At 68.8% G+C, this 1,020-nt stretch carries 1 protein-coding gene; it reads left to right on the plus strand.

What is annotated here, in order from left to right; all coding sequences use genetic code 11:
- The first annotated feature begins 63 nt into the window (after nucleotides 1–63).
- Nucleotides 64–993 (plus strand): transposase family protein, encoded by a 930-nt coding sequence (locus FCI23_RS55895; RefSeq protein WP_169317513.1) that lies wholly within the window; start codon nucleotides 64–66, stop codon nucleotides 991–993.
- Nucleotides 994–1,020 lie beyond the last annotated feature (27 nt).

The following is a 1,020-nucleotide window of genomic DNA, read 5'->3' on the forward strand; positions in this document are numbered from 1 at the left end:
ACGACGTCGTGCGCGGTAGCTGAGACCCCGGTCTGAGCATGCAAACGGCCGTGCGAGACGATCATGATTGTGACGTCAAGAGGGGCCCGCACGGCCTTGAGCCATCGTATCTGCACCGGGATCCCGCGCCGTCGCCTCGGCAAGCTGATCGCGGAGTTGGCCGAGCCGTGGGTGGCCGGGCAGGAGTCCCAGCTGCGTGAACGCCGGGGCCATGACCGGCTGCGCGCCGCCGGAGCAGGTCCGGACCACCAACTCGTCTTCACCGACCGGGTCGTCGCCACCCTGGTCATCCTGCGCTTCCAGCTTCCGCATGCCGCCCTCGCCCTGTTCTACAAGGTGGACCGCTCCACGATCACCCGCGCCGTCCACGAGATCCGCCCCCTGCTCGCAGCCCGTGGCTTCGCCGTCCCCGGAAGCCCCGACCTGCGCCTTCTCACCCTGGCCGATGTCTTCGCCTACGCCGCCTCCCACGGCGTGGAACTGCGGATCGATGCCACCGAGGTCCGGGTCCGACGTCCACGGGCAAACCGCCCCGGACGCCGGGCGTTCATCTCCGGAAAGATGCGGCAGAACACCAAGAAGGCCACCGTCATCACCGACGAGAAGGGCCGGACCCTGTGGGCGGGGGCCTTCCGGCCCGGCCGCCAGCACGACCAGACCGCGCTGAAGACCGAGGGCATCTGCGACCTGTTCGAACGGTTCCCCCAGGTGAGAGGCAAGGTCGACGCCGGCTACCGGGGACTGGCCAAGCAGTTCCCCGACCAGGTCCAAGCTCCACCGCTGAAGCCGAAGCAGGATGCCCCGCCCGAGAAACTGGCGGCCTGGGAGGAAGCACGCAAGCAGCAGTCCTCCGAGCGGATCTGCGTCGAGCACGCCAACGCCGAGCACAAGCAGTGGCGGCCCCTCCAACGCTGGATCGGACGCCGCGAGTACTTCGACCAGACCTACCAAGCCATCGCCGGCCTGGTCTCCGACCGCGCGGCCATGCGGTAATCAACCACCAGCCAACCCGCCAGGCCA

It is taken from the genome of Actinacidiphila oryziradicis, assembly GCF_005047355.1.
Classification (GTDB): Bacteria; Actinomycetota; Actinomycetes; order Streptomycetales; family Streptomycetaceae; genus Actinacidiphila; species Actinacidiphila oryziradicis.